This window comes from Acetivibrio ethanolgignens (assembly GCF_001461035.1).
GTDB lineage: Bacteria > Bacillota > Clostridia > Lachnospirales > Lachnospiraceae > Velocimicrobium > Velocimicrobium ethanolgignens.
Genome location: NZ_LNAM01000229.1, coordinates 1 through 7,426 on the forward strand (window position 1 = coordinate 1; position 7,426 = coordinate 7,426).

Consider the following 7,426-nt stretch of genomic DNA (forward strand, 5'->3'; position numbering starts at 1 on the left):
GAAAAGTTGTACATTATTATTTTGGAACTTTTGTACATTTTTGTATTGACATTTATAGCCGCACTGGAGGAGTATGGCTATGGGGACAGAAAAGAGGACGTAAAGTATTGGTATGACGGCTTTATTTTCGGGGAGCACTGGGACATCTACAACCCATGGTCAATCCTAAATTTTCTGGACAGTGGGAAGATTGGGGCTTACTGGGCCAACACCAGCAGCAACGGCCTTGTGAACAGGCTTCTGCAAACGGGAAGCGGGAATGTCAAGAGTGCATTTGAGGAACTGATGAAGGGTGGCACAATCCACTGCCAGGTCAACGAACAGATCGTGTATGACCAGCTGGATGATGACGAGGATGCCATCTGGAGCCTCCTGGTTGCCAGCGGATACCTGAAGGTATTGAGCTATGACCAGCTGGATGAGCTGGATGAGGATGAGGAGCAGAGCTATGAAATTGCCATCACCAACAGGGAAGTCCACTATATGTTCCGAACCATGATCAAGGGGTGGTTCGGCAGCAACAAGACCAGCTATAACGGATTTGTTAAGGCTCTGCTTGCCTGTGATGTGGAGCTTATGAATGAATATATGAACAGGGTGGCGCTGAATTCCTTCAGCTATTTTGACACCGGGAACCGTCCGTCCGGGGCGGAGCCGGAGCGTTTCTACCACGGCTTTGTGCTGGGGCTCATGGTGGAGCTTAAGAAGGAATATGCCGTGACCTCCAACGGAGAGAGTGGCTTTGGCAGGTATGATGTGATGCTGGAGCCGAAGGATAAGGGGAAGAATGCCTATATCCTAGAATTCAAGGTGAGGAACAGACACAATGAGGAAACACTGGAGGACACCGTGAGGGCTGCCCATGCCCAGATTGAGGAGAAGCAGTATGAAGCCGCCCTTGTGGCGAAGGGAATCCCGGCAGGGAATATCCGCAAATACGGCTTTGCCTTTGAGGGGAAGAAAGTGCTGATTGGGTGATGGATGGCAGAGTTTAAGTGGAAACATCAATGCCCAGGAAGAAAAAGGAGGGTGCCTATGTCCAATTTGAATGAAATGGCAGAAGTAAATGTATGCCTGCTGGTTTTTTCTGCCGTTGTGACGGCATTTTTATTGTTTGCTGCCATTTTTGACCGTAGCAGGAACAGGCCTTTTATGAGATGCTTTATCTGCTTGTTGGCAGCCAACATCATCATGCAGCTTGGGGAGGCAGGAATCTGGATGTTTGAAGGCTCACCGGAGAACATCCCACTGGTAAAGTTCTGCTGTGTTCTGTCTTTTGGTTCAGGGTTTTTGCTGGTTACTTTTTTTACCTATTGTATTTTGGAGTTTTTCAGGGAGAGGGAAATGGTTTCCCTGCTCCCAGCACATATTATGGCGGCTGTGTGCGGTGTGTTTTTTGTGCTGGTTCTCATTTCAACATATAATGGATTGTTTTTTACCTTTGATGAGCAGGGAAACTTTGCGGACAGGCCATGGAGATTTCCTGTGGCTTTCTTTGATTTTATAACATTTTTCTTTGAGATTGCTTTGATTTTCCGATGCCACAGATTCCTCTCTCTGGGCGAGATGCTTTCTCTGTCTGGTTTTGGCATGCTGCCGGTGGTTTCCATGAGTATGGTGTATATCTGGTATCCAGTGCCGGAATACCTTACCACAACTCTTACGATGATGGTGATATTTATTTTTTTCCACAGGGAGACAAGCAGGCAGTCTGCGGAGAAGGAAAAAGAACTTGTCCAAAAGGAGCTGGAGCTGTCGAAGAGCAGAATCAGCATTCTTATGAGTCAGATGGAGCCACATTTTCTGTTCAACAGCCTTTCCACCATCAAGCATCTGTGCAGGAAAGAGCCGAAGGAAGCCATAGAGGCTATCGATAAATTTTCCAGTTTCCTCAGGGGAAGTATGGATGCCCTGGCAGAGGAGAGCCGTATTACCTTTGAGAGAGAGATGGAGTTTGTGGACAGCTATTTGTATCTGGAAAAGAAACGGTTTGGGGGGCAGGCTGAAGATTCAGTATGATATCCGGGCAAAAGACTTTTTGGTTCCGGCACTTAGTATTCAGACTCTTGCAGAAAATGCAGTGAGGCATGGAATCGCCAGGAAGCTTTCCGGGGGAGTGCTGGACATTGCCGCATGGGAGGATGAGGAGAATTTCAGGGTATCCATAACCGATGACGGAATTGGGTTTGAGGTGGAAGAAGTGTCTGCCGACGGGAAAAGCCATGTGGGAATCCATAATGTAAGGTGCAGGCTTTCCATGATGTGCGGCGGAAGTCTTGAAATACAAAGTGCACCGGGAGAAGGCACAAAGGCAGTGTGCATCCTTCCCAAAGATGGGAAGGGGAAGGCAGAAAAGGAAAAAGGCCAAGGAAGAGGAGCGTGATGTCATGAGGATTTTGATTGTGGATGATGAGGCAATGATGCTGGAGGAAATGCAGTACCTTGTAAAAGAGGTAAGACCGGAAGCAGAAATTTCCTGTGCGGATAGTTATGGGAAGGTGTTGACTTTCGCAGGGCAGAAAGCCTTTGATGTGGCATTTCTGGATATTGAGATGCCGGGGATGGACGGGCTTACCCTTGCCAGAAAGCTGAAGGATAAATGTCCGGACATGAATATTATTTTTGTCACAGCCTATTCCAAGTATGCCGTTGATGCATTTTCCATGTACGCCAGCGGTTATCTGTTAAAGCCGGTAAAGGAAGAGCAGTTGGAGGAGGCATTTGCCCATCTTCGGATACCAATCCGATATGAGGATGACAAGCTTAGGGTTCAGTGTTTTGGCAATTTTGATATTTTCTTTGAAGGAGAGCCGGTACTCTTCAACCGCAGCCTTGCCAAGGAGTTGTTGGCGTATCTCATTGATTTGCGGGGAGCCTCTGCCAACACGGCCCAGCTTTGTGGGATTCTTTGGGAGGACAGCGCGAAGGCAATGGAAAACCGCCATTATTTCCGCAATATCGTGGCGGAGCTTAAAAAGGTGCTGAAGGCCTGCAGGGCGGAAAAGGTTTTAATTTGCAAACGGAACTTTTTTGCCATTGATGTGGAGCAGGTAGAATGTGATTATTATAAGTTCTTGAAGGGGGATGTGGCTGCCATCAACAGCTATCGTGGAGAGTATATGAAGCAGTACAGTTGGGCAGAGATGACAACGGGAGCTTTAAGGAGGCAGGTGCCTGAGTTTTTTTCACAGAATGATTTGCTGTTTGATGAAAAATTATAAACTATGTGGGGAGTTCCGCCATGGCAACATATGCACGTTTTCCCCCCACGATGAGCGCTTATGCGCTTGAATTGTGCATGGAAATATGAATTTTTACAGTTTACAGCAGAATGAGCACAAACAACAAGTGTAGAGCGTAAAAGAGTATTGCCTTTACGGGTTTTTCCTGATTTGCGCTTACCAGCACCTTCATTATTGCCAGGACATAAGCCAGCCCATGATGAAATGTGGGCAGATGTTGGAAACCGTTTCATATCTGTTCCAATGACTGCAATGATAGCTTGAGCACTCGTATTAGCGATTCCTGTAATGTCTTTGATTGACTCGACTGCTTTTTTTCTTCAGGAGTCATGTGATGATTAATCTCATCATCAATACGAGTACCTCCAAGAATGGTTTCGAGAATATTACGTGCACTTTTGCCATTGATGTCCGTGATAGTACCGGAAAGCTTGATATTAGCACCTTCCAACATCTTTTGAAGACGATTCAACTCACGATTACGTTTACAAACAAGGCTTTTGAGGTATCCTACAAGTTCTCGCAGCTCACGCTGAGCTTTATCAGGAATGTAACTGGCTTGAAGCAGACCATGCTGAAGTAGATCCGCAATCCATTCAGCGTCTTTGACATCAGTTTTGCGTCCTGGTACTGCTTTCATATGACGGGCATTTACAACCATAGCTTCAAGACCTGAAGATTCTAAAATATTAAAAAGAGGTTTCCAGTATGAAGCAGTACTTTCCATTGCAACCATCTGGCATCCGCCCTGTTGCAACCAGTCTGCTAATTCAAGAAGTTCTCTTGTAGTTGCACCAAACTCACGGACTTCTTGTTTATTGCCATGGACAAAACAGGCCACCATGAGTTTTTGTGAACATCAATACCACAACATTTGTCGTAAATTTTCTTCATAATGTATACCTCACAGTTAAAATTTACGGCACGCCTCACTGTCAACTATCATTTTACTATACGTCCATTGGTAATAAAGACTGGACAGGTGGTGGTAAAAATGAGTGAGCCATAAATCAGTTTTATAGACGAGCTACAAGCCCAAAATAAGATCGACTTTATGCCGTTAAAATAAGTATACACCTTTGCAATTGCAGAATAAATACATGAATTGACAATCGGTTTCATTCATGGTGTTGCGAAGAACTGAGGCATGGAGATTTTATAGGCATTGGCTGCCTTCAAAGCTGAGGAGACATGGAACCTTGTAAAAAATCTTTTGATAGATTTTGTAATCTGCTTATCATTTTGGGTTGCTTGTGTTATACTATGTATTCATAGCATGAGCCTCCGGAAGTATGATTGTTTCTTGACAAGCAAGATTCTAAGGGTGATTTACACCATCCTGAAGACAGGGACAACTTATGATCCACAAAAACTGTTGAAGGATATCAAGCACCCGGTATCAGCACAGGCAGCATTGGCATCATAGGAAACAAAAATACAAGTAACACAATCCAGAACTCTGTCGAGTGGCTGATGGAAGGCATCGGAGAATGGACAGGGTTCTGGAACAGAAACCCGTAAACGATGGAGTCCGAAACGGACTGCATCTGCAAAAGGCCAACAGGAAACAGTAGTGGTAGAGCGTCCACTGAGTAAATCAGTACCACGACAGGTGAATGCAGGTCAGTAACAATCAAACATAAAAACAAGAGCTGTAGCCGGCGTCGTTTTTTTCCGTGGGGCATGACCCCGTCTAGGAGCTTGGCTGGCACTCAGTGTATGGTAGATGGGACGAAGGAAGTTGGGACACGTTCCCTTTAGACACGGAAGGTTCATCATCATAGTTGAACAGAGGGAAATAAAAATCGTCAAAGCCAGTAAAATCAATAGATTTAGGCTTGACAGAATAGGAAGGATATGGATGTTACTTTAAAGAAGCCGCATTTATAGATGTTGACAATATGCAGCAAGCTTTAGAGGTATTGATTGAATTTTATGAATCAAAGAAAAGTGCTTATAAGTCAAATTATTCATTGCTATTATTAAGATTAGCACATCAAATGGTATTGATGTACGAAAAGGATAATTCTTGGTATAAAGATAAAAAAGAAGAGATTGATAATTTGTTAGTAAGTGCAGCAGAAAAATGTTATATGTATGATAAACTTGAAGATGAATTTGCTAATAAAGCTATTGATGAACTGAAAGTATTTGTATATAGATTTTGTGCTTGCTGTAGAATAAATGAAACAAGTTAATTGAAAAGAGGAATATATATGGGAAACTTGGTGAATGGTCAGGAAGAAAATATTAACATAATTGATAATATTATTCTTGCATTTAAAGCAACTGAATTGCATATTAAAGGATTATCAAATGATATTACTGATTTATTAGAATATAAAATGTTTGTATTGTGCCTGGATAATGCTGTTGAACTATTGTTTAAGTTTATGATTGCCAGAAGAGAAGAAATTCTCTTATATGCTGATGAAAAAACAGAAATTGTATTAAAGAAGTATAATAAAGCACATAAAGCAGGCTTTACAAAATTAGAAGCATTCTTTCAGCGACATCCTATGGAAAATGACTTACATACAGTATCCTTTTCTAAGGCGTGCGATTTTTTGAAAGATTATTATCAAATAATAGGAGAAACATTTGCTTCAAAGTGCAAGAAATTAGCACAAGTAAGAAATGGATTTATACATTATTCCACTACTATTAGATATATTGATGTGGTTACATTTTTGCATATTTATAAAAAATGTGTTTGCTTATTTGAAGAAGAACTGAAAAATAAACCCGTATATGATATAGAAGCATTGTTAGCAGATGAAGATATAGGGAAAATATATTATAATATGGATATAGTTACATATTGTAATGCAAATAAGATTTGCAAAGAAGCCATATGTAGAGATATTTTTAATAATGAGATATTTTTACATATAGTTGGATTTGTTATGGATAATTATAATGACGAGTTAATAGATATATGTCCGGAAGATTACGAGAAGATAGAAGGCTTGTTTTTTCAAAAATATTCAAAATTATATGGAAATAATTTGAAAAAGAAACACGAAGAATTTAGAGAAGTATATAAAATTATGCTTGACGCTGAGATTATATATGAAGATTATGAAATGTATGATGACAAACTTTCTACTATAATGGTAACTGAATGGGTATTAGAAGAAATTGAAAATAGGTGGGATGAAATGGAACAAAAAAGACGTTTGGCTTGTAATAAGAGCGTAAAGAGCGTTATACAATCAATGAGAAGAGATTATGAGGATGATTGGTGGAGTTAAGCATGGCATTACGCAGTAAGAATATTGTGTTTTTACTCGACAGAGAGGCTTGAGTACGCTATAATACCCTTGCAAGGTTAAATTTCTCTATGTCTCCAGGCACTCCCGATTATCCTTCAGGGGCAAAAAGGAGTAGCCTGGCAAAAAGAGAAAATAGAGAGAAATTAGAACCTTGTGTATGGGTAATAAACCCATATCCAGGGTTCTTTTTATATGCCATGAACCTTGAAAAATGGGGGATTTAGGGGAAGAAGAGATGGAACTATTTCCCATTCCATTCTCCAATGAAATCCCACAATGATACCAAAAATCAATCTATACATCACGCTTTCGTTCAGTGCCTTTTCGGGATGTGAAAGGGTGTTGGGAGATAAGTAACAAATATGTCTCTGCAAGTAAGCCGTTGAATATGCAGCGTTTCAGCGATTTGCAGGAGCAAAAAACTCTTGAGTGATACTATTTTGATACTAAAAAGCTGAAAAAGTAGGTTCAAAAGGGAGTTGTTGAATTTAGGTAAATAATTTAGAAAGACTTTCATCGTTTTGGTGGGAGGCTTTGAATAATAGATTAGGAGATGTATTATGAAAATCAGTTGTAGATTATTAAAGAATATAACAATATTATTTTGTATTATTTTTACGGTTGCAACAGTAGCAAGCTGTATAATAAATTTGTTAATGAGGAATACAAGTGATACTTATCTTCATATTTTGGATAGGGCAGTATTAACTTTAGTTGGCTCTATTATCATTGGTATTGCTGTAGATATTGATTTTAAAAGTTCAATATTAAATTGTTTAATTCCATATTTGATTTTTATTGTACTTGCTTTTTTATATGTATTTGTTTCAGGATTCTTTGTTGAACTACATTGTTTATGCTAATCTCATATGACTAAAAATTGATTTACTTGATTGTCTCTGGATAGAC

Annotated in this window: 7 protein-coding genes and 1 pseudogene; 7 read left to right on the top strand and 1 reads right to left on the bottom strand. The window is 40.5% G+C overall.

Going from position 1 to position 7,426, the window contains the following annotated elements; all coding sequences use genetic code 11:
- The 4 genes from ASU35_RS18240 to ASU35_RS18255 form a co-directional block, all read left to right on the top strand.
- A partial coding sequence (locus ASU35_RS18240; protein WP_172794681.1) for a PD-(D/E)XK nuclease domain-containing protein occupies nucleotides 1-978 on the top strand: 978 nt, incomplete at its 5' end.
- Between the two features lie 57 nt (nucleotides 979-1,035).
- Complete coding sequence (locus ASU35_RS18245) at nucleotides 1,036-2,019, top strand: sensor histidine kinase (protein WP_058354385.1); 984 nt, start codon at nucleotides 1,036-1,038, stop codon at nucleotides 2,017-2,019.
- Nucleotides 1,991-2,383 carry a sensor histidine kinase gene (locus tag ASU35_RS18250; protein WP_058354386.1) on the top strand — a complete coding sequence of 131 codons (393 nt, stop codon included), beginning with the start codon at nucleotides 1,991-1,993 and terminating at the stop codon, nucleotides 2,381-2,383. The genes ASU35_RS18245 and ASU35_RS18250 overlap by 29 nt, the downstream gene beginning before the upstream one ends.
- 4 nt (nucleotides 2,384-2,387) lie before the next feature.
- Complete coding sequence (locus ASU35_RS18255) at nucleotides 2,388-3,221, top strand: LytR/AlgR family response regulator transcription factor (RefSeq protein ID WP_058354387.1); 834 nt, start codon at nucleotides 2,388-2,390, stop codon at nucleotides 3,219-3,221.
- Nucleotides 3,222-3,237: 16 nt separating this feature from the next.
- On the opposite strand, the pseudogene ASU35_RS18260 reads toward ASU35_RS18255, so the two are convergent.
- Nucleotides 3,238-4,136, bottom strand: a pseudogene (locus tag ASU35_RS18260) (IS110 family RNA-guided transposase); the annotation flags it as partial.
- A 1,007-nt stretch (nucleotides 4,137-5,143) separates the two neighbouring features.
- On the opposite strand from ASU35_RS18260, the gene ASU35_RS18270 reads away from it, so the two are divergent.
- From ASU35_RS18270 to ASU35_RS18280, 3 genes are all read left to right on the top strand, one after another.
- A complete protein-coding gene (locus tag ASU35_RS18270; protein ID WP_058354390.1) occupies nucleotides 5,144-5,440 on the top strand; it encodes a hypothetical protein in 297 nt (98 codons plus the stop codon).
- Nucleotides 5,441-5,458: 18 nt separating this feature from the next.
- Nucleotides 5,459-6,496 (top strand): hypothetical protein, encoded by a 1,038-nt coding sequence (locus tag ASU35_RS18275; protein WP_058354391.1) that lies wholly within the window; start codon nucleotides 5,459-5,461, stop codon nucleotides 6,494-6,496.
- Between the two features lie 581 nt (nucleotides 6,497-7,077).
- Nucleotides 7,078-7,380 (top strand): DUF6608 family protein, encoded by a 303-nt coding sequence (locus ASU35_RS18280; protein ID WP_058354392.1) that lies wholly within the window; start codon nucleotides 7,078-7,080, stop codon nucleotides 7,378-7,380.
- The last annotated feature ends 46 nt before the right edge of the window (nucleotides 7,381-7,426 follow it).

Excerpts from the sequence above, each read along its gene's own strand:
- ASU35_RS18270 (WP_058354390.1), top strand. The coding sequence starts at position 5,144 with ATGCAGCAAGCTTTAGAGGTATTGATTGAATTTTATGAATCAAAGAAA.
- ASU35_RS18245 (WP_058354385.1), top strand. The coding sequence starts at position 1,036 with ATGTCCAATTTGAATGAAATGGCAGAAGTAAATGTATGCCTGCTGGTT.
- ASU35_RS18255 (WP_058354387.1), top strand. The coding sequence starts at position 2,388 with ATGAGGATTTTGATTGTGGATGATGAGGCAATGATGCTGGAGGAAATG.
- ASU35_RS18280 (WP_058354392.1), top strand. The coding sequence starts at position 7,078 with ATGAAAATCAGTTGTAGATTATTAAAGAATATAACAATATTATTTTGT.
- ASU35_RS18275 (WP_058354391.1), top strand. The coding sequence starts at position 5,459 with ATGGGAAACTTGGTGAATGGTCAGGAAGAAAATATTAACATAATTGAT.